Source organism: Tsukamurella pseudospumae (assembly GCF_001575195.1).
In the GTDB taxonomy this organism is placed as follows: Bacteria; Actinomycetota; Actinomycetes; order Mycobacteriales; family Mycobacteriaceae; genus Tsukamurella; species Tsukamurella pseudospumae.
Window position 1 is genome coordinate 30,374 of the sequence record NZ_LSRF01000033.1, and the last position, 23,251, is coordinate 53,624.

24 protein-coding genes are annotated in these 23,251 nt (G+C 69.6%); 10 read left to right on the top strand and 14 right to left on the bottom strand.

Annotated features, from left to right (window positions below):
* Positions 1 to 41: 41 nt before the first annotated feature.
* The 3 genes from AXK60_RS10680 to AXK60_RS10690 form a co-directional block, all read right to left on the bottom strand.
* On the bottom strand, positions 42 to 671 hold the full coding sequence (locus AXK60_RS10680) for a hypothetical protein (RefSeq protein WP_068571119.1): 630 nt from the start codon (positions 669 to 671) through the stop codon (positions 42 to 44).
* On the bottom strand, positions 668 to 1,057 hold the full coding sequence (locus tag AXK60_RS10685) for a helix-turn-helix domain-containing protein (RefSeq protein WP_068571120.1): 390 nt from the start codon (positions 1,055 to 1,057) through the stop codon (positions 668 to 670). Before AXK60_RS10685 ends, AXK60_RS10680 begins: the two co-directional genes overlap by 4 nt.
* 107 nt (positions 1,058 to 1,164) lie before the next feature.
* Positions 1,165 to 2,481 carry a DUF445 domain-containing protein gene (locus AXK60_RS10690; RefSeq protein ID WP_068571121.1) on the bottom strand — a complete coding sequence of 439 codons (1,317 nt, stop codon included), beginning with the start codon at positions 2,479 to 2,481 and terminating at the stop codon, positions 1,165 to 1,167.
* 49 nt (positions 2,482 to 2,530) lie between these two features.
* On the opposite strand from AXK60_RS10690, the gene AXK60_RS10695 reads away from it, so the two are divergent.
* Complete coding sequence (locus AXK60_RS10695) at positions 2,531 to 3,385, top strand: polyphosphate kinase 2 family protein (protein WP_068571122.1); 855 nt, start codon at positions 2,531 to 2,533, stop codon at positions 3,383 to 3,385.
* Positions 3,386 to 3,476: 91 nt separating this feature from the next.
* On the opposite strand, the gene AXK60_RS10700 is transcribed toward AXK60_RS10695, so the two are convergent.
* Together AXK60_RS10700 and AXK60_RS10705 are read right to left on the bottom strand one after the other, a co-directional pair.
* Positions 3,477 to 4,706: a low temperature requirement protein A gene (locus AXK60_RS10700; protein WP_244881090.1), complete on the bottom strand. Its 1,230-nt coding sequence runs from the start codon at positions 4,704 to 4,706 to the stop codon at positions 3,477 to 3,479.
* Between the two features lie 74 nt (positions 4,707 to 4,780).
* Positions 4,781 to 5,530, bottom strand: a complete 750-nt coding sequence (locus AXK60_RS10705; protein ID WP_068571124.1) for an SDR family oxidoreductase — start codon at positions 5,528 to 5,530, stop codon at positions 4,781 to 4,783.
* A gap of 121 nt (positions 5,531 to 5,651) precedes the next feature.
* Here AXK60_RS10705 and AXK60_RS10710 point away from each other — a divergent pair, with 121 nt between their 5' ends.
* Positions 5,652 to 6,536, top strand: a complete 885-nt coding sequence (locus AXK60_RS10710; protein ID WP_068571125.1) for a LysR family transcriptional regulator — start codon at positions 5,652 to 5,654, stop codon at positions 6,534 to 6,536.
* A gap of 60 nt (positions 6,537 to 6,596) precedes the next feature.
* Here AXK60_RS10710 and AXK60_RS10715 read toward each other — a convergent pair whose 3' ends face one another.
* The 4 genes from AXK60_RS10715 to aceA all read right to left on the bottom strand — a co-directional run bounded on the left by AXK60_RS10715 (position 6,597) and on the right by aceA (position 10,704).
* Entirely contained in the window at positions 6,597 to 7,349 is a 753-nt protein-coding gene (locus AXK60_RS10715) for a class I SAM-dependent methyltransferase (RefSeq protein WP_068571126.1), read from the bottom strand.
* An 18-nt stretch (positions 7,350 to 7,367) separates the two neighbouring features.
* Complete coding sequence (locus tag AXK60_RS10720; protein ID WP_082777992.1) at positions 7,368 to 8,309, bottom strand: NAD(P)/FAD-dependent oxidoreductase; 942 nt, start codon at positions 8,307 to 8,309, stop codon at positions 7,368 to 7,370.
* Between the two features lie 67 nt (positions 8,310 to 8,376).
* A complete protein-coding gene (locus tag AXK60_RS10725; RefSeq protein WP_068571127.1) occupies positions 8,377 to 9,246 on the bottom strand; it encodes a 3-hydroxybutyryl-CoA dehydrogenase in 870 nt (289 codons plus the stop codon).
* 165 nt (positions 9,247 to 9,411) lie between these two features.
* Complete coding sequence (aceA, locus tag AXK60_RS10730) at positions 9,412 to 10,704, bottom strand: isocitrate lyase (RefSeq protein ID WP_068571128.1); 1,293 nt, start codon at positions 10,702 to 10,704, stop codon at positions 9,412 to 9,414.
* A gap of 403 nt (positions 10,705 to 11,107) precedes the next feature.
* Here aceA and ramB point away from each other — a divergent pair, with 403 nt between their 5' ends.
* The 4 genes from ramB (at position 11,108) to AXK60_RS10750 (ending at position 14,164) form a co-directional block, all read left to right on the top strand.
* Positions 11,108 to 12,508, top strand: coding sequence for an acetate metabolism transcriptional regulator RamB (ramB, locus tag AXK60_RS10735; RefSeq protein ID WP_068571129.1), 1,401 nt, complete (start codon positions 11,108 to 11,110; stop codon positions 12,506 to 12,508).
* A gap of 197 nt (positions 12,509 to 12,705) precedes the next feature.
* Positions 12,706 to 13,227 carry a carboxymuconolactone decarboxylase family protein gene (locus AXK60_RS10740; protein ID WP_068571130.1) on the top strand — a complete coding sequence of 174 codons (522 nt, stop codon included), beginning with the start codon at positions 12,706 to 12,708 and terminating at the stop codon, positions 13,225 to 13,227.
* Positions 13,224 to 13,808, top strand: coding sequence for an HD domain-containing protein (locus AXK60_RS10745; protein ID WP_197466784.1), 585 nt, complete (start codon positions 13,224 to 13,226; stop codon positions 13,806 to 13,808). The genes AXK60_RS10740 and AXK60_RS10745 overlap by 4 nt, the downstream gene beginning before the upstream one ends.
* Positions 13,809 to 13,810: 2 nt before the next feature.
* Entirely contained in the window at positions 13,811 to 14,164 is a 354-nt protein-coding gene (locus AXK60_RS10750) for a VOC family protein (protein WP_068571131.1), read from the top strand.
* An 81-nt stretch (positions 14,165 to 14,245) separates the two neighbouring features.
* On the opposite strand, the gene thpD is transcribed toward AXK60_RS10750, so the two are convergent.
* From thpD to lpdA, 3 genes are all read right to left on the bottom strand, one after another.
* Entirely contained in the window at positions 14,246 to 15,118 is an 873-nt protein-coding gene (thpD, locus tag AXK60_RS10755) for an ectoine hydroxylase (protein ID WP_068571489.1), read from the bottom strand.
* A gap of 153 nt (positions 15,119 to 15,271) precedes the next feature.
* Positions 15,272 to 16,105 carry a DUF4253 domain-containing protein gene (locus AXK60_RS10760; protein WP_068571132.1) on the bottom strand — a complete coding sequence of 278 codons (834 nt, stop codon included), beginning with the start codon at positions 16,103 to 16,105 and terminating at the stop codon, positions 15,272 to 15,274.
* A gap of 82 nt (positions 16,106 to 16,187) precedes the next feature.
* Positions 16,188 to 17,570 carry a dihydrolipoyl dehydrogenase gene (gene lpdA / locus AXK60_RS10765; RefSeq protein WP_068571133.1) on the bottom strand — a complete coding sequence of 461 codons (1,383 nt, stop codon included), beginning with the start codon at positions 17,568 to 17,570 and terminating at the stop codon, positions 16,188 to 16,190.
* Here lpdA and AXK60_RS10770 point away from each other — a divergent pair.
* From AXK60_RS10770 to AXK60_RS10785, 4 genes are all read left to right on the top strand, one after another.
* On the top strand, positions 17,559 to 19,640 hold the full coding sequence (locus AXK60_RS10770) for a prolyl oligopeptidase family serine peptidase (RefSeq protein ID WP_280512886.1): 2,082 nt from the start codon (positions 17,559 to 17,561) through the stop codon (positions 19,638 to 19,640). The genes lpdA and AXK60_RS10770 overlap by 12 nt on opposite strands.
* The gene (locus AXK60_RS10775) at positions 19,640 to 20,200 is read left to right on the top strand and encodes a hypothetical protein (protein WP_068571135.1); all 561 of its coding nucleotides are present in this window, start codon (positions 19,640 to 19,642) and stop codon (positions 20,198 to 20,200) included. The genes AXK60_RS10770 and AXK60_RS10775 overlap by 1 nt, the downstream gene beginning before the upstream one ends.
* 11 nt (positions 20,201 to 20,211) lie before the next feature.
* Complete coding sequence (locus AXK60_RS10780; RefSeq protein WP_068571136.1) at positions 20,212 to 20,526, top strand: thiamine-binding protein; 315 nt, start codon at positions 20,212 to 20,214, stop codon at positions 20,524 to 20,526.
* A gap of 190 nt (positions 20,527 to 20,716) precedes the next feature.
* Positions 20,717 to 21,382: a L,D-transpeptidase family protein gene (locus AXK60_RS10785; RefSeq protein ID WP_068571137.1), complete on the top strand. Its 666-nt coding sequence runs from the start codon at positions 20,717 to 20,719 to the stop codon at positions 21,380 to 21,382.
* A gap of 114 nt (positions 21,383 to 21,496) precedes the next feature.
* Here the strand turns inward: AXK60_RS10785 and AXK60_RS10790 are convergent, their stop codons facing one another.
* Both AXK60_RS10790 and AXK60_RS10795 read right to left on the bottom strand, forming a co-directional pair.
* Positions 21,497 to 22,327 (bottom strand): alpha/beta fold hydrolase, encoded by an 831-nt coding sequence (locus tag AXK60_RS10790; RefSeq protein WP_068571138.1) that lies wholly within the window; start codon positions 22,325 to 22,327, stop codon positions 21,497 to 21,499.
* Complete coding sequence (locus tag AXK60_RS10795; protein ID WP_068571139.1) at positions 22,324 to 23,190, bottom strand: hypothetical protein; 867 nt, start codon at positions 23,188 to 23,190, stop codon at positions 22,324 to 22,326. The genes AXK60_RS10790 and AXK60_RS10795 overlap by 4 nt, the downstream gene beginning before the upstream one ends.
* Positions 23,191 to 23,251 lie beyond the last annotated feature (61 nt).

Here is a 23,251-nt window from a genome sequence, read left to right on the forward strand (position 1 = left end):
AGTGCCGCCGGGCGCCCGGGGTGGAGCTGAGGGTGTGACGATCAGGCGTCGGCCTTCTTCGGCGCAGCCTTGGGGGCGGCCTTCTTGACGGCGGCGGTGGCCTTCTCGGTGGTCTCCTTGACGGTGGCCTCGACCTTGTCGGCGGCGGCCTCGGCCTCGTCACCGGCACGGTTGACCAGCTTCGCGGCGCGCTCGCCGACCTGCTTGGTGGCGGACGCGACCTGGCCCAGCGAGGACTCGGTCAGCTCGACGGCCTGGTTGTAGGCCTTGGTCGCCTGCTCGGTGGCGTCCTCGATCACGGAGCCCGACTTGATGCGCTCGAAGGCGCTCTCGCCGCGCTCGGCGAGCGACTCGTAGATGTCGGTCGCGACCTGGATGTAGGCGGCGGCCACCTTGCGCAGCTCCTCGGGGGTGAACTTGGCGCGCAGCTCGTCGACGTCCTTGGGCAGGCCGTCCTTGGCCTCGGTCAGCTTGGCCTGCGCGGAATCGGCGGCCTCCTCGACCTTCGCCTGGGCCTCCTCGACCTTGGTCTGGAAGTCCTTCGACGCGTCGGTGGCTGCGGCGCGCAGCTTCTCGACGACCTCGGCCACGGCCTCGTAGGCGTAGTCACCGGCGCCGAGGGCGGCGAACAGGGGGGTCTTCAGGTCTTCGAGGGTGTTCTGCTCGGTCATGGGACGTTCTCCTTCAATGCGGTCTCGTTCTCGCGGCGGAAGCTCTCGTAGACGTCGAGTAGGGCCTGCTTCTGCCGCTCGTTGATGGCAGTGTCCGCGATCAGTGCGTCGCGTACCGGGGACTCCGGACGCTCCTCGAGGATCCCGGCCTGCACGTAGAGCACCTCCGCCGAGAGCCGTAGCGCTTTGGCGATCTGCCCGAGCACGTCGGCCGACGGTCGTCGGAGCCCCCGCTCGATCTGGCTGAGATACGGGTTGGAAACCCCCGCCCTCTCCGCCAGTTGCCGGATGGACACCTCCGCCGCAAGACGTTGCGCCCGGATGAACGCTCCAATATCGGATCCCGAGTTCACTGAATTCACTTCGGGCTCTTCATTGCTCGTCATGTCCGGTCTCCCGTCTGCGCGGCTGACACCACGCTAACAGCTAGTGCTAGCTCTTGCAAGCAGTTGGTTAGCAGTGTGATTCTGATCATTGACACGAACCGCGTGCCTCAGAAGAAGATCTGAGTGATCGTGTAGATCGCCAGGCCGGCCAGGGCGCCGACGACGGTTCCGTTGATCCGGATGAACTGCAGGTCCCGACCCACCGCGAGCTCGATCTTCCCCGACGCCTCGTCGGCGTCCCAGCGCGCGACGGTGTCGGTGATGATCGAGGTGATCTGCCCCGCGTAGTTCTCGACGAGGTGCCGCACCGAGCGATCGACCCAGAAGTCGACCTTCCCGCGCAGCGCCGGGTCGTCGCGCAGTCGCACGCCGAACCGGGCGGCGGACTCGCTGAACTTCTCGCGCAGCGTCGAATCGGGGTCGTCGACCGACGCCTCGATCATCCGCTTGGCCGCGCGCCAGGCCGCCTGCGCCGCGGTGCGCACCTCCTCGCGCCCCATCAGCTCCGCCTTGACGTCCTCGACCTTGGCGATGGTCCGCGGGTCGTGCTGCAGGTCGGAGGCGAAGTCCCAGAGGAAGGTACTCATGGCGTGCCGCACCTCGTGGTCGGGGTCGCTGCGCACCTTCCACGTGAACTCGACGAGCTCGCGGTAGATCCGTTCCCCCAGCAGCGAGTTGACGAACTTGGGCGACCACTGCGGACCGTCGGTGTCGACGATCTTGTCGATGACGCCCTGGCTGCCCAGGGCCCAGTGGTGGGCGCGCTCGGCGAGCAGGTTGATCAGCGGCAGCTGGCGCTGCTCCTGCAGCAGGGTCTCGACGAGGCGCCCGATGGGCGGCCCCCACTCGGGTTCGGCGAGCCGTTTGATGATGGTGGAGTTGAGCACGGCCTCGACGTCCTCGTCGCGCAGCACCTCGCTCATGACCTTGACCAGCTTCGCGGCCTCGGCGCCCAGCTTCTGCGAGTTGTCGGGGTCCGCCATCCAGTTGGCGACGCGGCCGCTGAGCTCGAGCGAGCCGACCTTCTCCGCGATCACGTCGGGCGTGAGGAAGTTGCTCTCGACGAACCCGCCGAGCGCGTCGCCCAGCTGGTCCTTCTTGCGCTTGATGATGGCCGTGTGCGGGATCGGCAGGCCCAACGGGTGCCGGAACAGCGCGGTCACCGCGAACCAGTCCGCGAGGCCGCCGACCATGCCCGCCTCGGACGCGGCCTTGACGTACCCGACCCACGGCCCGGCGATCGACAGGTGCGCACCCTTGGTGTCCAGGTACTCGCAGATCAGGTAGATGATGGCCGCGCCGATGAGGAAGGAGAGGGCCAGCGCCTTCATCTTCCGCAGGTCTCGGCGCTTCTGCTCGTCGGGCGTGCCGAAGGGGCTCGCCTGCGGGGCGAGGGGCGTGGCCGCCGGGGATGACACCGTCACGAGTCGATCTTGCCCGAAGATCCGTACCTCCGACGGATAGGGTGACCCCATGGCGAAGAAGAGCGGTTGGTCCGGTTCCGTCTCCGAGGCCCTGCGGTGGCGTCCCGGGGGTCTCGTGCAGGACATCGACACCTCCGGCAAGCCGGGTTTCGACGGTGACAAGGCGGCGGGCGAGGCGCTCCTCGCCGAGCGCGGCGAGCGGCTCTCGCAGCTGCAGGAGCTGCTGTACGCGAACGGTCGCGCGGGCGATCACCGTTCGGTGCTGCTGGTGCTGCAGGGCATGGACACGGCCGGCAAGGGCGGCATCGTCCGGCACGTGATCGGCATGGTCGATCCGCAGGGCGTCAAGACCGCCTCGTTCGGCAAGCCCACCGAGGAGGAGCTGGCCCACGACTTCCTCTGGCGCATCCACCAGCAGACCCCCAAGGGCGGCCAGATCGGTGTCTTCGACCGCTCGCACTACGAGGACGTGCTGGTCGTCCGCGTGCACGACCTGGTGCCGCAGTCGGTGTGGGAGCCGCGCTACGGGATCATCAACAGCTTCGAGGAGGACCTGGCCGCGTCGGGCGTCACCGTGGTCAAGGCCGCGATGTTCGTCTCGCTGGACGAGCAGAAGAAGCGACTGCAGGAGCGACTGGACCGCCCCGACAAGTACTGGAAGTACAACCCCGCCGACATCGACGAGCGCGGCTACTGGCCGAAGTACCAGGAGGCCTACCAGGCCATGCTCGACCGCACCAGCGTCGACGGCGCTCCCTGGCACGTCATCCCCGCCGACCGCAAGTGGTTCTCCCGCCTCGCGATCACCGAGCTGCTCATCGAGGCGCTCGAGGGCCTCGGGCTGGACTGGCCGCCCGCCGATTTCGACGTCGAGCACGAGAAGGCCCGCCTGGCGGACGCGTAGCCCGCTCGCGCTCCACATGCCCGACGGTGCGCCGTCGCCCGGCCCGCCGCTGAGATGTCGACCCCATGCCGGCGGGCACCCGGAGTAGCGATCACGCCAGGCGCGCAGCCCGGCGCTTGCCGGACCACACCTCCTCGACGACGACCTGCACCAGCAGGGCGAGCGCGCTCCATACCAGCGCGGCGAGCGGCGTGGCGCCGGCGGCCACGGCCGCGACGCCCGCGCCCAGCAGGGCGAGGGTGATGCACACCGCGAAGGCGCGGTGGCCGTCGAAACCGGTGAGGTAGGCGTCCATGACGCCGATCCCGAGGACCGCGACCGCCAGCGGCACGACGAACGCCGACGCGACCACCACGTTGCTGACGTGCGCCTCGTGCGAGATGCCGAGAGCCTCGACGTGCAGCCCGGCACCGAACGCCGCGATCCCCATGAAGATCACCATGTGGCCGTAGCCCCAGGCGAAGCACTTGTTCGGGTTCCGCACGAGCGCCTCCCCGACCGGGATCGAGAAGTAGATCCACCAGATCGACAGGTTGAGCATCATCGCGGCGACGCCGAGCACGGCGATGTCGGGGCTCCAGCCCTGGGCCTTGAGCAGCGCCTGCAGCGCGACGACGGTGCCGACCACGCCCTCACCCAGGGTGATGATGGTGAGCAGGCCGTAGCGCTCGGCGATGTGGTGCGGGTTCCACGGGGTGCGCTCGCGCCGCTCGGCGACGTACGGCCCGCCGAGCTCGACGATGAACAGGATCAGGCCCGCGACGAGTACCTGCGCCAGGGTCAGCGGCGCGAACGCGCTGAAGATCCACCCGATCTGGGCGGTGGTGATCGCGACGATGTAGATGACTGCTGCCTTGCGGTACTGGGGCGACGAGACGGCCACGCGGGTCCACTGCGCGAGCAGCGCGACGCGCATCACCACGTAGCCGATCACCAGCACCGTGTTGTTCGGCTGCTCGTGGGCGGCGACCGACGCGAAGAAGGGTTCCACGCCGAGGCCCATGATGCAGACGCCGATCATCTGCAACGCGGTGACGATGCGGAAGAGCCAGTCGTCCGTGTCGAACGCGGAGGCCATCCACGTGAAGTTGATCCACGCCCAGATCGCGGCGAAGGCGCAGAACCCGAATCCGAGGAAGGCGGCGAAGTAGTGCCCCTCCGCGATCGCGTCGGCGAGCTGCACGCCCGCGAGGGAGAAGACCACCACGAAGGTGAGGTCGAAGAGCAACTCCAGCGTGGTGGCCGTCCGGCCCTCCTCGTGCGGATCGCGCCCGGACATCCGGACCAATCGACGGCGCATCGCCGACGGCGCTTCACTCACTCGCGTCTCCCTCTTCGCAACCCCACAGAACGAAGCTCATCGTAGGCGCGCCGAACGCCCTCCGCGCGCCGGGATCAGCGGGTGGTGTAGCCGCCGTTGGCGAACAGGGTCTGCCCGGTGATCCAGTGCCCGTCGGTGGCGAGGAAGTCGACGATGGGCGCGATGTCCTCGATGAGGGTCAGCCGGCCGCCCATGCCCTGCGACTTGTGGAACTCGACGCGCTCGGGCGTCTCCTGGCCGTAGAAGAAGGGCGTGTCCATCGGCCCGGGCGCGATGGCGTTGACCGTGACCCCGCGGCCCGCGAACTCCTTGGCCGCGGCGCGGTTGAAGTGCTCGACGGGCGACTTGCCGCCCGCGTAGGTGGAGTAGCCGTCGGTGAAGGCGCCGAGCAGCGCGGTCACGATCGTGATCAGCGTGCCGTCGTCGTTCAGCGTGCGGCCGGCCTCCTTGATGAAGAAGTAGGCGGCCTTGGCGTTGATGTCCAGCATCGAGTCGTATTCGGCCTCAGAGGTTTCCAGGATCGGCTTGCGAAGCACTTTGCCCACCGTGTTCACCGCCACGTCGACGCCGCCGAACTCGGCCACCGCCGCGTCGAACAGCTCGGTCACCTTCGCGGGCACCGTGAGGTCGCCCTGGACCAGCAGCGCCTTGCCGCCGGCGGCCTCGACGGCGGCCGCGGTCTCCCGGGACTCCGCCTCGGACGAGGCGCTGTTGTAATGCACGACCACGTTCGCGCCGAGGCCGGCGAGGTGGCGACTGACCAGGCCACCGAGGTTCTTGCCGCCACCGGCGACGACTGCGGTCTTCCCTGCGAGCTTCGTCATGTTGTCGTTCTCTTTCCTTCGTCGGATCTGTGACTTCTTCTAACCTAGGCAGAGAATCGACAAACTACTAGCGAATGTTTCCGGACTATTCACCAGTAGCAGTTGTGAATAGGATGGCCGGATGACCACCCCCGACCTCCGCCGCCTGGAGCAGTTCGTCGCCGCGATGGAGGCGCCCTCGCTCGCCGCCGCGGCCGTCCGCCTGCACCTGAGCCAGCAGGCCCTCTCCGCCGCACTGCGCCAGCTCGAGCGCGAGCTCGGCACGCCGCTGTTCACGCGCTCCGCGCGCCGCCTCGCCCCCACCGCCGCGGCCCGCACCCTGTACGACGGTGCGCCGTCCCTCCTGTCCGGCGCCCGGCTGCTCGCGGCGCGCGCCCGGGACGCGGGGGCGCAGCGCCGGCCACCGTTCGTCGTCGGCCGCAGCCCCGCGGTGACCGCCGACGAGGCCTACGAGATCCTGGAACCGCTGATCACCCAGGAGGATCCGCCGTCGGTCACCGTGCGCGAGCTGTTCCCGGCGGCGATGGTGGCCGAGCTGCAGGAGGGCACCGTCGACCTGGTGCTCCGGCGCGGCGCAGCCCTACCGGACCAGCTGGCGGGCGGCACGCTCGTCTACCACCCACTGCGGGTCGCCCTGCACCGCGACCACGAGCTGGCCGGTCGCGAACGCCTCGCGCTGGCCGAGCTCGCGCCGTCGCCGATCGTGGTGTGGGCGCCGCCGCACGCGTCGTTCTACACGGATTTCCTGGTCGCGCAGTGCCGTCGGGCCGGCTTCGAGCCGGACCTGCTGATCAACCACGTGCAGGGCACGCCGCCCGCGACGGCGGTGCTCGCCGCGCCGCACGCGGCCGCGTTCGTGACCGGTCCGCCCGGGGAACGCCTCGGGGGCCGGGTCACGGTCGTCGAGCTCGACGATGCCCCGCAGGTCCCGGTGCAGGCGCTGTGGCTGCCGCACACCACCGATCCGGTCCGCGCCGCACTCCTCGCCGCCCACCCGCCGGCCTGACACACGCTTCTTCCCGCGAGGCCCAGCGGCACGCCCCGTCTCAGCTCACTGTGGTGGCGATCAGTCCGCGCGCCGCGCGGTGACGAACTGGCCCTGACCGCTGACCGTCTGCTTGACGTCCACGAGGCCGTTGTCCCGGAGCCAGCCGGTGATCTCGTCCTTGCCGAACCAGCGGAAGCCCGAGACCCGTTCGGCCGTGGACGATCCGAGGACCGAGGTGAGCGGGGTCTGCAGCGAGGTGAACAGCGCGACCCGCCCGCCGGGCTTGACCACGCGACAGATCTCCCGGACCGCCAGCCGGGGCGCCGGGATCAGGTACAGCGCGGCCAGGCAGACGACGGTGTCGAAGGCACCGTCGGGGAAGGGCAGCTCGAGGGCACTGCCCCGGACGTAGACGACGCGATCCCCCGCGTTGTCGCGCACGGCGCGCTGCAGCATCGCGTCGGAGACGTCCAGGCCGACGACCGCCCCGTCGCCGCTGAGCTTGCGCGCCAACGGTTTCGTGTACAGCCCCGGACCGCAGGCCACGTCGAGGATCTTCTGGTCGCCGCGGCCGGTCAGCTCGTCGAGGAGCACGTCCTGCCGGCTCAGGGTGCCGGAGCCACCGAGGCTGAACAGACGGGTGAACGCGGGCCGCCACGCCTTCTCGTACACCGCGGCCAGCGCCGGGTTGTGCATGAGCGCATTGCTCAGCCCCGTCGGCTTCGCGCTCTCGGGCTTGAGCACGTCGAGGTAGCCGTGAGTGCGGTCCGGCTCGCGGCCGAGCCGGGTGGGGTCGAGCATCGCCTCGACCCGGTCGATCGCGCCGGTCATGCGGCCCACGCTAGCGCGCTACGCGCCGACCCGGGTCCGTTCCCGTTCGATGTCGCTCTGCAGCAGGTGCGCACTGATCGCAGTGGCCGCGACGGAGCCCGCACCGGCGGCGACGATGACCTGGGCCATGGGGTTGACGACATTGCCCGCCGCCCACACGCCGGGCTGTCCGGTGACGGCACCCATCGGGTCGACGGGCACCGTCGGGAAGGGGCCCGCGGCGACGCGCTCGGCGCCGAGTCCGATGAGCAGGTCGTCCTGCGGGACGAACCGCGGGCCGACGAACACGGCCTCCCGCTCGATCTCCGTGCCGTCGGCGAGCCGGACGGCGCGCAGGGCGTCACCCTCGACGACCAGGCCGGCCACGGCACCGTCGACGATGCTGGTGCCGCGCGCCTCGATCGTGGCCCGGTCCTCGGTGGAGATGTCGAGGCCGTTGGTGAAGAACACCATGTCGCGCGACCACTGCGGGATGAGCAGCGCCTGGTGCACGGACATCGCGGCCACCTCGCCGCCGATCACCGCGAGCGGGCGGTCGCGGACCTCGTAGCCGTGGCAGAAGGGGCAGTGCAGGACGTCGCGGCCGAACCGCTCGGCGACGCCGGGGATGTCGGACAGCACGTCGGTCAAGCCGGTGGCGACCAGCAGGGTCCGAGCGCGCAGCACCTCGTCACCGGCGACCACCTCGATCAGGTCGCCGTCCCGCCGCGCGGCCGTCGCCCTGCCGGAGTGGATGCGCACGCCGTAGGCCTGCGCCTCGCGCCGACCGATCGCCAGCAGCTCCGCCGGGTTCAGTCCGTCGTGCCCGAGGTAGCCGTGCATGTGCTCGGCCGGGGCGTTGCGGGGCTCGCCCGCATCGACGACGGTGACCGAACGTCGCGCCCGGCCGAGGACCTGTGCCGCGGTGAGGCCGGCGGCCCCACCGCCGACAATGACGGTGTCGATGATGATCTCGTTCATGGGATCCACCGTGCCCCGGAAACGACTGAACCGGCAAGTTTCCTTGCCGGTTCAGCAACTGTTCTGTCTACTTCGCGGGGTACTCGAAGAAGCCGCGGCCGGCCTTCTTGCCCTTGTAGCCGGCCTCGACCATGCGCAGCAGGAGCGGCGGGGCGGCGTAGAGCGGCTCCTTGTACTCCTCGTACATGGCGTCGGCGATGAACTTCACGGTGTCCAGGCCGATGAGATCGGTCAGCTTGAGCGGGCCCATCGGGTGTGCCAGGCCCAGCACGATCGCCTTGTCGATGTCCTCGGCCGTGGCGAAGCCCGACTCGTACATACGGATCGCCGAGAGCAGGTACGGGACCAGCAGGGCGTTGACGATGAAGCCCGAGCGGTCGGTCGCGTGCACGACCTGCTTGCCCAGCACCTCGGAGGCGAACTGCTCGGCGCGGGCCACGGCACCGTCGGACGTGGACAGCGAGCTGATCACCTCGACGAGCGGGAGCACCGGCACCGGGTTGAAGAAGTGCAGGCCCAGGACGCGGCCGGGGTTCTTCGTGGCCTCGGCGATGCGCTGGATCGGCAGCGACGAGGTGTTCGACGCGAGCACGGCGTCGGGGTCGGTCACCACGGCGTCGAGCTTGCCGAACACCTCGGCCTTGACGGCCTCGTTCTCGACGATGGCCTCGATCACCAGCTGGCGGTCGGCGAAGTCGGCGAGGTCGGTGGTGAAGGTCAGCCGCTCGGCGGCCTGGTCCCGCTCACGCTCGGTGATCTTGCCGCTGGACACGGCCCGGTCCAGCGACTTGAGGATGCGCGCGCGACCGCCGGCCGCGAGCTCCTCCGTGGCCTCCCAGACCAGCACGTCGGCGCCGGCGCGGGCCGACACCTCGGCGATACCGCCACCCATTTGGCCGGCGCCCACGACACCGACGCGAGAAACACTCTCAGACATTTCCGCCTCTCCGAAACTTCTGCCGATATGAAGGAGGCCCGCAACGTCGCGTTGCGGGCCTCCTGTCAGGTATTCGGGCACGTTTGCGCGTACCCCTGTGGGATTACCCTCGTCTCACCTCACGCACTCGTCGCGTGTGACACGGGGCACTCCCAGACCAACTCCCTAGTGGAACTGGCCTTCCTCGGTCGAGCCCTTCAGCGCCGCGGTGGACGTGTTGGGGTCGACGGTGGTGGCGATGCGGTCGAAGTAACCGGCGCCGACCTCGCGCTGGTGCTTCGTGGCGGTGTAACCGCGCTCCTCAGCAGCGAACTCGCGCTCCTGCAGGTCGACGTAGGCCGACATCTGGTTGCGGGCGTAGCCGTGCGCCAGGTCGAACATCGAGTAGTTGAGGGCGTGGAAGCCGGCCAGCGTGATGAACTGGAAGGTGAAGCCCATGGCGCCCAGCTCGTTCTGGAACTTCGCGATGGTCGCGTCGTCCAGGTGCTGCTTCCAGTTGAACGACGGCGAGCAGTTGTACGCCAGCAGCTGGTCCGGGAAGTCGGCCTTGACGGCCTCGGCGAACTTCTTGGCGAGCTCGAGATCGGGCTTGCCGGTCTCCATCCAGATCATGTCGGCGTAGGGCGCGTAGGCCTTGGCACGGGCGATGCAGGGCTCGACACCGTTCTTGATGCCGAAGAAGCCCTCGGACGTGCGGGTGCCGTCGAGGAAGGGCTTGTCACGGTCGTCCACGTCGGTGGTCAGCAGCGTGGCCGCCTCGGCGTCGGTACGGGCGATCACCACGGTGGGGGTGTTCGCGACGTCCGCGGCCAGACGGGCCGAGGTCAGGGTGCGGATGTGCTGCTGGGTGGGGATGAGCACCTTGCCACCGAGGTGGCCGCACTTCTTCTCCGAGGCGAGCTGATCCTCCCAGTGGGTACCGGCGGCACCCGCGGCGATCATGGCCTTCTGCAGCTCGTAGACGTTGAGCGCGCCACCGAAGCCGGCCTCGCCGTCGGCGACGATCGGCACGACCCAGTTGTCGACGGCGTTGTCGCCCTCGACCTTGGCGATCTCGTCGGCACGGAGCATCGCGTTGTTGATGCGGCGGACCACGGCCGGAACCGAGTTGGCCGGGTACAGCGACTGGTCCGGGTAGGTGTGGCCCGCGAGGTTCGCGTCGCCGGCGACCTGCCAGCCGGAGAGGTAGATGGCCTTGAGGCCGGCGCGCACCTGCTGCACGGCCATGTTGCCGGTGAGGGCACCCAGGGCGTTGATGTACGAGCCGTCGCCCTTGGTCACGCCGTCCCAGAGGATCTCGGCGCCGCGCTTGGCGAGCGTGTTCTCCTCGACGACGGAGCCCTGGAGCTCCTCCACCTGAGCGGCGGTGTAGTCGCGCTTGATGCCGTTCCAGCGCGGGTTGGTGTCCCAATCCTGCTGGATCTCTGCGGCGGTCCTCGGCTGTCCGACGGTGCTCATTGGCTCCCCGTTCTTCGCTCTAGTCGATAAAGATTCAATCGGCCACCGATGGCGGGCGAGAGGCTGATCGCTAACCCGCTTCACTGCACCGGCGTTGCGCCTGAAGCCACTGTGCCACACCTAAAGCCGCAGGCCAAGGCAGTCGACGATGCCAAAGCAAGCCATGAAATCAGGAAGATCGTGCTAATTCTGCGAAGGATCGTCGCACGGCCCGCAGAAAAAAGTACGTCCGTACTGGGAGTTTGCGGGCCGGGCTTCCCGGCCCCGTCGGGCCGATTCCGACGGTCCGCCGCGGCCCGGCCGCGCACCGTCGGACCGGTTGTGTGACGTACTTCACTGCGAAGGTGGGCGATCGCTCCCGGAACGCACCGGTAGCTGGGCTTCCACGACTAATATTCGCTGCATGTCCAAGACCTTCGTGGGTGCTCGCCTCCGGGGCCTGCGCAAGGAGCGCGGGCTGTCGCAGGCGTCCCTCGCGGAGGCGCTGGAGATCTCGCCGTCCTACCTGAATCAGATCGAGCACGACGTGCGGCCGCTCAGCGTGCCGGTGCTGCTGAAGATCACCGACGTCTTCGGCGTGGACACCTCGTTCTTCAACTCGCAGGACCAGACACGGCTCATCGCGGAGCTGCGCGAGGTCACGATGGACGTCGACGCGCCCACCAGTACCGACGAGCTCTCCGAGCTGGCCCGCGACCACCCCGGCTTCGCCCGCGCCATGGTCGCGCTGCACCGCCGCTACCTCGGCGCCGCCGACCAGCTCGCGCAGGTCACCGACGGCCGCAACGACCCCGGTGCGCGCGGCAGCATCCCCAACCCGCACGAGGAAGTGCGGGACTTCTTCTACCAGCGGCAGAACTACTTCCACGAACTGGACACCGCCGCGGAAGAGCTCACCGCCCGGATGCGCATGCACAGCGCCGACGTCCGCACCGAGATCGTCACCCGCCTCGAGGCCGTGCACAACGTGTCCATCCGCCGCCGCGTCGACCTGGGCGAGACGGTGCTCCACCGGTACGACCCGCGCACCCGCGTGCTGGAGATCAACCGGCACCTGTCGGGCGGGCAGCAGGTCTTCAAGATGGCCGCCGAGCTCGCGTACCTCGAGTGCGGCCGCGAGATCGACGCCATGGTCGACGGTGCCGGGTTCGGCTCCGAGGAGGCGGGTCGCCTCGCGCGGCTCGGGCTCGCGAACTACTACGCCGCTGCGGTGGTGCTGCCGTACACGCAGTTCCACGGCGCCGCCGAGGAGTTCGAGTACGACATCGAGCGGCTGTCCGCGTTCTTCTCCGTGAGCTACGAGACCATCGCGCACCGTCTGTCCACGCTGCAGCGCCCCAACCTGCGCGGCGTACCCCTCTCCTTCGTCCGCGTCGACCGCGCCGGGAACATGAGCAAGCGGCAGAGTTCCACGGGGTTCCACTTCTCGGCGTCCGGCGGCACGTGCCCGCTGTGGAACGTCTACGAGACCTTCGCGTGGCCGGGCAAGATCATCACGCAGATCGTCGAGATGCCCGACGGCCGCAACTACCTGTGGGTCGCGCGCACCGTCGAGCGCCGTGCCGCGCGGTACGGCCAGCCCGGCAAGACCTTCGCCATCGGCATCGGCTGCGAGCTGCGGCACGCCCACCGCCTCGTCTACGCCCGCGGCCTGGACCTGAGCGACGCCAACGCCACCCCCATCGGCGCCGGCTGCCGCGTCTGCGAGCGCTCCGGCTGCCCCCAGCGCGCCTTCCCCGCCATCGGCAAGAGCCTGGATATCGACGAGCACCGTTCCACCGTCTCGCCCTACCTCGTCCGTTAGCGACGTGCCCTCGACATCCCCGCCAACCGCTCCACGGTCAGCCCCTACCTCGTCCGTTGGCGACCTGCCCTCGACATCGCCGCCAATCGCTCCACGGTCTTCCCCTACCTCGTCCGGTACGCCGATCGCCCGACGGTGAAATGAACTTCGTTCAAATCCTGCTCCCGGCGGTGCACCGCACGCGGTAGCGTCGGGTCATGACACCGCGTGTGACGCCCGGCGGACTCGGCCGGCTCGGACCGATCAACTACGCCATCGCCAAGGTCGGGGCGCGGGCCGTCCGCGCCGACGACATGCACCTGTTCTCCACCCTCGGCCGCACGAAGCGGCTGTTCCTCGGCTGGCTCGGCTACTCCGGCATGCTGATGCCCTTCGGCGCGCTCAAGCGGACGGAGTCCGAGACGGTCATCGTCCGCGTCGCCCACCTGCGGGGGAACGCCTACGAGCTCGGCCACCACCGTCGCATCGGCGCCCGCGCCGGCCTCACGGCGACCCAGTTCGAGCGGATCTTCGACGGCTCCGGCTGGAACGAGCGCAGCGCTGCACTACTGGACGTGGTCACCGAGATCGTCGAGGACAAGTCCGTGTCCGACGATGCCTGGGCCCGCCTCGCCGAGTTCTACGACGAGCGTCGGCTGGTCGAGATCGTCCTGCTCGCCACCAATTACGACGGCCTCGCCACCACGATCGACGTCCTGGGGATCGAGCCGGAGCGGTGACGGCGCCGTCGACCGCCCTGCTCGCCGCCGCCCAGCGCGACGACCTGTTGTCGCGCTGGAACGAGCCGCACCGCAGGTACCACACCGTCGACCACCTTGCCGGGGTGCTGCGCGGCCTCGATGACCTCGCGGCGGCCGGCGCTCCCTTCGATCGCGACGCCGTCGAGCTCGCCGCATGGTTCCACGACGCCGTCTACGTGATCGGCGCCCCGGACAACGAGGAGCAGTCGGCCGTCCTGGCCGAGCAGATGCTGGGCGGTGAGCTGGGTACCGAGGTCGCGCGACTCGTGCGGGTGACGGCCGACCACGACGTCCCCGCCGGCGACCCCGACGCCGCGGCCCTGTGCGACGCCGATCTCGCCGTCCTCGCCTCCCCGCCCGACCGGTACCGCGCCTACGCGGCAGCGGTGCGGGCGGAGTATTCGACGGTGCCCGACGACCTGTTCCGGCCGGGCCGCGCGCAGGTTCTCCGCGGCCTGCTCGAGCACGCCTTCCTGTTCCACACCGCAGCGGGGCGGGCCCGGTGGGAGGAAGCGGCGCGCGCCAACCTGGTCGCGGAATTGAACGAGCTGGAGGCCTGATCATGCAGGTGCACAAGGTGATCACCAACATCGCGGTCGACGACATCGACGCCGCCCGCGGCTTCTACGCCGACTTCCTCGGCCTGCCCGACGAGGAGTTCAACCTCGGCTGGGTCGCCCGCTTCTCCTCCCCCGACCATGCCGCCAGCGTGCAACTCGTGACCGGCGACCGCACCGCGGAGATCGACTCCGACATCTCCGTGATGACCGAGGACGTCGAGGCCGCGTGGGCGGAGGCGCAGGCCTCGGGCTACGAGATCGTGCACCCGCTGACCAGTGAGGAGTGGGGCCCGCGACGGTTCTTCGTCCGCGCCCCGGACGGCACGGTGGTCAACGTCGTCGGCCACCCGCACTGACGGCTCACGAATTCGAATTCTGCGGCATCGCAGGGTGCGCAAGAGCACACGTGACGCCGCAGAACTCGAATTCGTGAACCGCTAGCGCGTCGCCAGGTAGTCCGGGCGACGGGCGTCGGCCGCGAAGGGCTCGCCCAGCTCGTTCGACGCGGCGTTGAACACGACGAACAGGTTGGACCGCGGGTACGGTGAGATGTTCCCGGCGGAGGCGTGCAGGCAGTTGCAGTCGAAGTACAGTGCGCTGCCCGCACCTCCGGTGACCTGCTCGATCCCGTATTCGTCGGCCATCGCAGCGATGACGCTCTCCTCGGGCGTCCCGAACGGCGGGCGGTAGGACTTCAGCGACTGGCGGTGGTACTCCCCCGGCGTCCGGCCGACGCACGAGACGAACCGGCGGTGCGATCCCGGCATGATCATCAGCGATCCGTTGAACGGCGTGTTCGGCGTGAGCGCCAGCGAGACGCTCACGGCGCGGGGCGTCGGCATGCCGTCCTCGGCGTGCCAGGTCTCGAAGTCGCTGTGCCAGTAGAAGGGCCCGCCGGCGAAACCCGGCTTGAGGTTCACCCGGCTCTGGTGCACGTAGACCTCGTCACCGAGCAGCTGCCGGGCGACACCGGCGATCTCGTCGCGGGCGATGATCGACGCGATGCGCTCGCTGAGCTCGTGCACCGCGAACACCGAACGCACACTGCCGTCCGAGGTCTCGCGGATCACGCGCTCGTCCGGCCCGAGCCGTGCCGTGACCGCGTCGATCTCCGAGCGCACCTCACGGATGTCACCGGCATCGAGCACGCCCTCCACCGCACGGAAGCCGTGCGTCGCGAAGTGGTCGACGGCACCGTCGGGCCAGGGTCCGGAACGTCCGGGCCAGACGACGGGGTCGCGTCGATCCTGGATCTCACTGGTGTCGACGCGCGTCGGGTAGTGGTCGGTGAGCGTCGCTGCGTGGTTCATCGATTCCTTCCGTCCGTGCAGTGCGTTCCACTGCTGCCTCACGGCGCGGACGTCCGACGGTGACCGATGCCCCTTCTCGACCCGGCGCCGTGGCATCGCCACGCCGCGCACCCGACCCTGCCAGGGTCCGGGACGAGTGTCCAACTCAGCCGGTCAGTCCCACCAGAACGACCAGTGGGTCCATTCGGTCAGGCCCTCGCGGTACGCGGCGGTCCCCTCACCCCGGTCGACGTTGTCGGGGCAGAAGGCGTAATGCTCGGACAGCACACCGTCGAGCTGCTCGGGAGACTGCGGCGGGCGCGCGACCTGCAGCATCAGGGCGTCGTCGCCGATCGACACGGGCACTGCGCCGAACCGCTCCTCCCACGAGCGCAGCACCGACGAGACCTCCGTGCCGCTCAGCCCGTCGTCGCTCGCGCCGAGCCAGCCGACCGCGTGCGGCACGTCGGCGGGTCGCGCGACGGGCACGAGCAACAGCGCGCCGGCGCCCTCCACGTCGAGCGCGCCGGCGGGCAGCTCAGCGCCGGGCACCGCCGCGGCCAGTGCGGTCACGGCCGCCGGGCGGTCGGGGTCGGCGTCCGGATCATCGGCATCTGCGTTCTCGGCGCCGAGCCGCAGGAGCACGGGTAGGGCGTCGCCGACGGTGCTCTCCGGCCCGGCGAGTTCACCGTCTCCCCACGGCTGCCCCAGGTCTCCCCCGCTCCATGCCGCGTCGTCGCCGACGTCGCCCGGGACGTCGCCGTCCCACGAGTCCGGGCCGTCCTGGCCACGGCCGTGCGCCTGCAGCGGCCACAGTCCGGTGGTGCCGAAGACGGCCGCGAGGTCGCGGATCAGCGCACCCAACTGGTCGGCGGGCACCACATCGGCGCTGATCCAGGCGATCTCCTCGCCGCCCTGCGAGTTCACCGCCTTGCCCGGCGGGAGCTTCACACCCCCGATCTCGGTGGTATCGGCGGCGGGCAGCTTTCCGGGGGTGGCTCGGAACATCGTCGAATCTCCTGAACTCGAAGGGAATGCACGTCGGCCCGGCACCGTCGATGACGATGCCGGGCCGACGAGGGTGCGGTACCTACAGGTTGATCATGTGGCCCGCGAGGCCGTGGATCGACTCCTGCAACGCCTCCGACAGCGTCGGGTGCGTGTGCACGTTGCGCGCCAGCTCGTTGACGGTGAGGTCCCACTTCTGCGCGAGGGTCAGCTCGGGCAGCAGCTCGGAGACGTCGGGGCCGATGAGGTGGCCGCCAAGCAGCTCGCCGTACTTGGCGTCGGAGACCAGCTTGACGAAGCCGACGGGCTCGCCCAGGCCCTGGGCCTTGCCGTTCGCCGTGTACGGGAAGGTCGCGGTCTTGACGTCGTAGCCCTCGTCCTTGGCCTGCTGCTCGGTGAGGCCGAACGAGGCGACCTGCGGCTGGCAGAACGTGGCGCGCGGCATCATGCGGTAGTCGCCCAGGGCCTGGGTCTCCGCGCCGGCGATGGTCTCGGCGGCGACGACGCCCTGCGCTTCGGCGACGTGCGCCAGCTGCAGCTTCGCGGTGACATCGCCGATGGCGTAGACGCCCGGCACGTTGGTGCGCATGAAGTCGTCGATGGCGATGGCGCCGCGCTCGGTGAGGGCGACGCCCGTCTTCTCGAGGCCGAAGCCCTCGACGCGGGGCGCGAAGCCGATCGACATGAGCACCTTGGAGACGGTGATCTCGCCCGGGCCCTTGGGGCCGGTGTACTTCACGACGACCTGCGAGCCCTGATCGTCGACCGACTCGACCTTGGTGGAGGTCAGGATGTTCACGCCCAGCTTCTTGTACTGCTTGGCGATCTCCTTGGAGACGTCGGCGTCCTCGTTGGGCAGCGCGCGGTCCAGGAACTCGATGATGGTGACGTCCACACCGTAGTTCTTCAGGACGTAGGCGAACTCCATGCCGATGGCGCCGGCGCCGACGATGGCGATCGACTCGGGGAGGTCGCGGGTGAGGATCTGCTCCTCGTAGGTGACCACGTTGTCGGACAGCGTCACACCCGGGAGGAGGCGCACCGTCGAACCCGTGTCGATGATGATGTTGTCGGCGGTCACCGTCTGATCGCCCACCTGGATGGTGTGCGCGTCCACGAAGGTGCCGTAGCCGTTGATCTCGGTGATCTTGTTCTTCTTCATCAGGAAGTGAACGCCCTTGACGATCCCCTCGGAGACCTTGCGACTGCGGTCGAACGCGGCCCCGAAGTCGAACGAGACGTCACCGGAGATGCCGAAGAGCTGCGCCTTGTGCGTGAAGGTGTGCGCCAGCTCGGCGTTCTTCAGGAGCGCCTTCGACGGGATGCAGCCCACGTTCAGGCACACACCGCCCCAGTACTTCTCCTCGATGACCGCGACCTTCTGCCCGAGTTGGGCGGCGCGAATAGCAGCGACGTAGCCTCCTGGGCCTGCGCCGAGAACAACAGTGTCAAAGTGATCAGCCACGGGATTCAGCGTAGCCCTACTGTGGTGTCCATGGACCAGTACGCATGGCTCGAAGAAGTGGAATCCGCCACTGCCCTCGATTGGGCTCGCGCCCGCAACGCCGAAAGCACGCGCCGCCTGACCGGACCACGGTTCGACGAGCTCGAGTCGCGCGTCCTCGCGATCCTCGACACCGACCAGCGCATCCCCTACCCGGTCCGCCGCGGCGAGCACCTGTGGAACTTCTGGCGCGACGCCGACCACCCCTACGGCCTGTGGCGCCGCACCACGCTCGAGTCCTTCCGCACGGACAGCCCGGAGTGGGAGGTCGTCATCGACGTCGACGCCCTCCGCGAGGCCGAGGGCGAGAACTGGGTCTGGGGCAGGGCGGCCGTCCTGCGCGGGGAATCGCCCGACGGTGCGCGATACGACCGGGCGCTCGTCTCCCTCTCGCGCGGCGGCGCCGACGCGAGCGTGGTGCGGGAGTTCTCCATCTCCCGCCGGGAGTTCGTCGACGGTGGCTTCTCCCTCCCCGAGGCGAAGAGCCGGATCTCGTGGATCGACAAGGACACCGTGTACGTGGGCACGGACTTCGGGCCGGGCTCGCTCACCGACTCCGGGTACCCCCGGCTGGTGAAGCGGTGGCGCCGCGATACCCCGCTAGGACACGCGGACCTCGTGTACGAGGGGCACCACTCGGACGTCTCGATCGGCGCCGGCTATGACGACACCCCCGGCTACGAGCGGCATTTCGTCACCCGCGCGATCGACTTCTACAACAGCGAGATCTACCTGCTCTCTCCGGATACGCTGGCGCTGGAGCGGATCGACGTCCCGACGGACGCGGACGCGGACGTCCACGAGTCCCGCCTGCTGGTGCGCCCGAAGTCCGCGTGGGAGCTCCCCTCCGGCACCGTGCCGCCGGGGGCGTTGGTCGCCTTCGACGTCGACGCGTACCGGGCGGGCTCGCGCGAGTACAGCACCGTCTTCACCCCCGACGCGCACACGGCGCTCGCCGGATACGCCTGGACCAAGTCGTACCTGCTGCTGTCGACGATGCGGGACGTGCGCTCGGAGCTGCACACCCTCGAACCGGGGACCTGGGAGCGCCGTGAGACGCGCGGCTTCCCGGAACTGGCCGAGATCGGCGTGTACTACACGGACCCCCGCGAGGGCGACGAGATCTTCGCCACTGCCAGCGGTTTCACGCTGCCTCCCACCTTGCTGCACGGCGAGGCGGGCGGATCCGTCGAGCCGCTGAAGTCCGCGCCCGCGTTCTACGACGCCGAGGGGGTGACCTCCGAGCAGTTCTTCGCGACCAGCGAGGACGGGACGCAGGTGCCGTACTTCGTGGTCCGCCGCCCGCAGGAGGGCCCGCAGCCGACGCTGCTCTACGGCTACGGCGGCTTCGAGGTCTCTCTCACACCGGACTACACCGCGGTGTCCGGCGCGGCGTGGATCGAGCGGGGCGGGGTGTACGTGCTGGCGAACATCCGCGGCGGCGGCGAGTACGGGCCCGATTGGCACACAGCGGCCCTCAAGGAGAACCGGCTGCGCGCCTACGAGGACTTCGCCGCGGTCGCGAAGGACCTCGTGGCCCGCGGCATCACCACTCGCGAACAGCTCGGCGCGCAGGGCGGCTCGAACGGCGGACTGCTCATGGGCGTGATGTACACGCGGTACCCGGAGTTGTTCGGCGCCATCGTCTGCCAGGTGCCGTTGCTCGACATGCGGCGCTACCACCAGCTCCTCGCAGGCGCATCGTGGATGGCGGAGTACGGCGACCCCGACGATCCCGCGCAGTGGGCGTACATCAGCGAGTACTCGCCGTACCAGAACCTGCCCGAATCCGCCGGTGCGCCCGGAGATCTGCCCGCGCTTCTGGTCACCACGTCCACCCGCGACGACCGCGTGCACCCGGCGCACGCCCGCAAGTTCGTCGCGGCGCTCGAGGCGCGCGGCATCGACGTGGACTACTACGAGAACATCGAGGGCGGCCACGGCGGCGCGGCCGACAACAAGCAGGCGGCGTTCAAATCCGCTCTCGCCTACGAGTTCCTGTGGCGCGAGCTGGGATCCGCGGAGTCCTGATGCCGGTCCGCACCGCCCGGTCGCTGGCGATCTTCATGGGGCTGATGACCATCGCCTGGTCGGTCCTGGGCCTGCACGCGTACCCGCTCGTCGCCGCGATCGGCGCGGTGCTGGGCGCGGCGATCGCCCTCGGCGCGGTCGTCACCGCCCGGCGGGGCGCCCCGGCCCCGGCACCGCCGTCGCCCGGGACCGGAGAGGCGAAGGCCCGCCAGGTGTTCCGGATCGCGGTCGCGCTGGAGACGGTGGCGATCCTGGCCGCGATCGTGGTCCTCAACAAGACCGGTCACCCGGAGTTCATCATGCCGTCGATCGCGCTGGCGGTAGCGCTGCACTTCTTCGTGTTCCTGGTGAGCCAGCCGAGGTTCGCACTGCACGTCGTCGCCGGCACGGTGGGCACCGTCGGCGCGGTCACCGCGATCGTGCTCATGGCCACGAGCATCGTCGGGGCCGCTGCCGGCCACGCGATCGCCGGCGGGGCGCTCGCGCTGTGCACCCTGGCCTACGGGCTGACCTTCCTCCGCGTCGTCATGTCGAACACCACCGGCCGCGGCCGGAACTGAGAGGACACATCATGCTCGCAGCTTTCTCGATCAGCCCCATGGGCGGCGACCAGAGCCCCGACGGCGGCGTCGCCGCAGCGGTCGCGGAGGCCGTCGCCATCGTGCGCGCCTCAGGCTTGCCGAACGAGACCACGTCCATGTTCACCACCATCGAGGGCGAGTGGGACGAGGTGATGGGCGTGATCAAGGCATGCGTGGACCGCCTGGCCGAGTCCGCCCCGCGGGTGTCCCTCGTGGTCAAGTGCGACATCCGCCCCGGCCACACCGGCCAGCTCACGGCCAAGCTCGAACGGATCGAGCAGCACCTCCGCGACAACGATCACTGACCGTCACGCGAGGCCCGACTCGGCGTCGCCACCCCTCCCGCGGAAGTTCTTCACCCGTCATCGGGTTGCAACCCACTACTCAGCGAGAGACTCCCGCGGGAGAACGGTCGCGGCCGGGCCGCAGGACTTCATGAGTGCCGACCACCATGTCATACTGTGGCGCATGTTACTAAAGAGGCGCCAGGTACTCATGAGGTTCGCCGCGATCCCCGCGGCGGCCGTCGCCGCATCGCTGGCGATCCCGCACGCCGCAGCAGCCGACGCCGACAAGGCCCTGCTGGACGCCGCCATCGCGGCAGCTCCGAGCGCGCGCGAGGTCATCACGGTCGCGGCACCGTCGTTCTCCTCGACGGACGTGCAGGTCTCGGCGTGGGCGCTCCTCCAAACGGGCTGGACGAAGGTCTTCGGGCCGGTCCCGGGCAAGGTCGGGGAGCAGGGCATCGGCGAAGGCAAGGACGATGTCCCCCGCACCCCGTTCGGCGTCTTCGCGCTGGACCAGGCGTTCGGCCGGCAGGAGAACCCCGGCACGACGCTGCCGTACACCAAGGTCACCGATCAGCAGTGGTGGGACGGCAACCAGAGCTCACCGACCTACGACACGATGGTCACCCGCGCCACCAGCCCCGGCCCGGGCAGCGAGAACCTCTACGGCGCCGGTCCCGTCTACGACTACGCCGTGCATTTCAACAACAACCCGTCCCACACGCCGGGCAAGGGCGGCGCCATGTTCCTGCACGTCACAGACGGCAAGCCCACTCTCGGCTGCGTCGCGATCAGCAAGGAAGGCATGGTCACTCTTCTGAAATGGCTGGCGCCCGCACACAACCCGGTGCTCGTCACCGGCCTCGCCGGGTAGCCATGCGCCACACGCATGGCTCATCTCCCAAAAATCACCACTGACCTGCAGTTTCGCAGCCATGCGCCGCACGCATGGCTCGTGCGATCGACCATGCCACTCCGCCGAGACGCGCTACACCTTCTGCGCGATCCATCCCGACAGCGCGGGAACCACCGCATCGGGCGAGAGGATCCACTGGTTGTGGCCCAGCGGTTCCGCGATCCGTCGATGCACGGACGCGGGGAACTTCTCCCCCACGAACCGGGACTGCTCGTCGCTGACCAGTTCGTCGCCGGCGATGGCCAGTGTCAACACCGGCGTCTTCGTTCCCGCCAGCCGCGCCTCGTAGTCCACGTCCGCTCCGGAGACGTTGAAGTCGCCCGTCTGCACCAGGTGGTCGAAATCGCGGACGATGCCCTTCGGAACCTCTCCCAGCCCGTCGGGACCGGACCAGTGGCCCCGTCGGGCCGCGGTACGCGCGGCGACGGAGGTACCGATTCGGCGGGCGGCGCCGGACAGCCCGTCGAGCTTGTAATAGCCCGTGCCGCAGGCGATCAGGACCACCCCGGCCAGGTTCCGCCGGGCCCGCGCGGCGTACATGACACCCATCAGCCCACCGAGGCTGTGCCCCACCAGGATCCGCGGCGCACCGGGGAACTTCTGCCGCGCCAGGGCGGACACCGCCGGGTAGTCCTCCACCACCACGTCCTGGAAGCCGTGGGAACCGCCGGCACCGCGGGGCCGCGAATCGCCCTGCCCCCGTAGCTCGGCCACCACCGCGTTGAAGCCCGCGTCGATGAGCCCACGCCCGAAGTCGTCGAAGTACCCGGCGGGCACGTTCACGCCCGGCCAGATCATCAGTACGGGCGCGGCCGGGTCCGGCCCGCGGAAGATCCGGACGGGGTTCGTGGTCCCGTCCTGGTAGGTCAGCGTCGCGACGGTCGGCCGGGCGGTGGAACTCACCAGTCCCGCCGTTCGGCCCGCCGCGCCGCGACCGCGCCGAGCCCGCCGAAGATCAGCCCCAGCAGCGCGAGCGCGCCGCCGACCGCCGCCTCGGTCACGATCCACGGGGTCAGGCTCTTCGTCACCTGGCTCAGCGCCGCGTCGATGACCGGGCTCAGTCCGCCGGTGCCGCTGCGGCCCGTCACGTACGACGGTGCCGCCACGCACAGCATCCAGGTCACGCCCGCGGCGACCGCGCCGCCCAGCCCCAGGTAGAACAGCATGAATCCACGACGGTGCGCGGCGAGCAGCGCCAGCAGCGCGGCGACCACCGCCACCAGCGGCGCGATCCACGCGACCTGCTTCAACTTGTCGGCGATCTCGGCGTACCGTCCGGCCCGGAACAGGTCCCGGTTGGCGCCCGTGCCGGACAGGTCGATCGTGACCCGCTCGGGAACCGTCACCTTCACGTTGTTCGCCTCGGCGACGGACGTGATCATCGGCGCGAGGTCGATCTCCGCAGTGGTCGCGCCGCGCAACCGCTGCTCGGCGGTCGGCCGCACCAGCAGCCACGTGTGCACCTGCCCGATCGCCTCCTTGAAGGCGCCCGGGAACTGCGGGCCGTGGGTGTAGGTCGAGACATAGGGCGTGATCGCGGACAACGGCGGGCGCGCGTCCCCCTGCTCGGTGAGCAACCGCTGCACCTGCTGGGCGATCTCCTGCGCCATGGCGTCCTGCACCGCCGGGTCGTGCCCCAACGGCTCCATGAGCGTCATGAACGCGCCGCGGTCGAGCACGGTGTTCTTCGCCCAGACGGCGGGGACCGCCACGAAGGTGGCCAGGATCGCCACCAGAACGAGGAGGAAGGCCGTCAGAGAACGCACGGCGACAACGGTACTCGACGGTGCCGCCGGGCCCGGTCCGCTCGGCGCACCGTCGGCCCCG

Coding starts and splice junctions, on each gene's coding strand:
- AXK60_RS10680 (WP_068571119.1), bottom strand. CDS start 671: ATGACCGAGCAGAACACCCTCGAAGACCTGAAGACCCCCCTGTTCGCC.
- AXK60_RS10685 (WP_068571120.1), bottom strand. CDS start 1,057: ATGACGAGCAATGAAGAGCCCGAAGTGAATTCAGTGAACTCGGGATCC.
- AXK60_RS10695 (WP_068571122.1), top strand. CDS start 2,531: ATGGCGAAGAAGAGCGGTTGGTCCGGTTCCGTCTCCGAGGCCCTGCGG.
- AXK60_RS10705 (WP_068571124.1), bottom strand. CDS start 5,530: ATGACGAAGCTCGCAGGGAAGACCGCAGTCGTCGCCGGTGGCGGCAAG.
- AXK60_RS10710 (WP_068571125.1), top strand. CDS start 5,652: ATGACCACCCCCGACCTCCGCCGCCTGGAGCAGTTCGTCGCCGCGATG.
- AXK60_RS10715 (WP_068571126.1), bottom strand. CDS start 7,349: ATGACCGGCGCGATCGACCGGGTCGAGGCGATGCTCGACCCCACCCGG.
- AXK60_RS10720 (WP_082777992.1), bottom strand. CDS start 8,309: ATGAACGAGATCATCATCGACACCGTCATTGTCGGCGGTGGGGCCGCC.
- AXK60_RS10725 (WP_068571127.1), bottom strand. CDS start 9,246: ATGTCTGAGAGTGTTTCTCGCGTCGGTGTCGTGGGCGCCGGCCAAATG.
- aceA (WP_068571128.1), bottom strand. CDS start 10,704: ATGAGCACCGTCGGACAGCCGAGGACCGCCGCAGAGATCCAGCAGGAT.
- ramB (WP_068571129.1), top strand. CDS start 11,108: ATGTCCAAGACCTTCGTGGGTGCTCGCCTCCGGGGCCTGCGCAAGGAG.
- AXK60_RS10740 (WP_068571130.1), top strand. CDS start 12,706: ATGACACCGCGTGTGACGCCCGGCGGACTCGGCCGGCTCGGACCGATC.
- AXK60_RS10750 (WP_068571131.1), top strand. CDS start 13,811: ATGCAGGTGCACAAGGTGATCACCAACATCGCGGTCGACGACATCGAC.
- thpD (WP_068571489.1), bottom strand. CDS start 15,118: ATGAACCACGCAGCGACGCTCACCGACCACTACCCGACGCGCGTCGAC.
- AXK60_RS10760 (WP_068571132.1), bottom strand. CDS start 16,105: ATGTTCCGAGCCACCCCCGGAAAGCTGCCCGCCGCCGATACCACCGAG.
- AXK60_RS10775 (WP_068571135.1), top strand. CDS start 19,640: ATGCCGGTCCGCACCGCCCGGTCGCTGGCGATCTTCATGGGGCTGATG.
- AXK60_RS10780 (WP_068571136.1), top strand. CDS start 20,212: ATGCTCGCAGCTTTCTCGATCAGCCCCATGGGCGGCGACCAGAGCCCC.
- AXK60_RS10785 (WP_068571137.1), top strand. CDS start 20,717: ATGAGGTTCGCCGCGATCCCCGCGGCGGCCGTCGCCGCATCGCTGGCG.